This window comes from Candidatus Pelagibacter communis (assembly GCF_001180105.1).
Taxonomy (GTDB): domain Bacteria; phylum Pseudomonadota; class Alphaproteobacteria; order Pelagibacterales; family Pelagibacteraceae; genus Pelagibacter; species Pelagibacter ubique_K.
Genome location: NZ_CVSO01000037.1, coordinates 1 through 514, shown reverse-complemented (window position 1 = coordinate 514; position 514 = coordinate 1). Strand labels below are relative to the sequence as shown.

The window sequence follows — 514 nt, the reverse complement described above, 5'->3', positions numbered from 1 at the left end:
ATGATCTTTTTTAAAATATTTATCAAATTTATTTTAATCTTTCTGTTAATTTTAGGCTCATATTCATTTTCAAGTGAGTTAATTATTCCACCAAAAAAACCAACATTATCTGCTGAGGTTAAAAAAAAGATTATATCAAAAAAGAATATTATACCTCCAATAAAACCTACAGTTAAGAAAGAGAATGAAATTCAAGAAGAAAAAAAAGAAAAAGTTGAAAAAGCAGAAACCGATAAGGATTTTCAAAATATAGGGATTTTGCTACCTAAAAAGAAACCAACAATAATTGTTAAAAAGACAGAACCAAAAAAGGAGAAAGTTAAAAAATCAAAATACTATAGTAAAAAAGACGTAAAAATAGCTCAACAATCTTTAGATTTAATTAAGAGAAAAAAGTGGCAAAGTGCGATCAAAATCGCTTCTCGTGCAAAAGATAAGTCAATTTATGATTTCACAATGTGGAGATACCTATTAGAAAGAAACAATAATGCAAATTATTCTGACTATAGTTCAT

General features: G+C 25.7%; 1 pseudogene. It reads left to right on the top strand.

Going from position 1 to position 514, the window contains the following annotated elements:
- Positions 1-514, top strand: a pseudogene (locus tag AMN84_RS05045) (hypothetical protein); the annotation flags it as partial.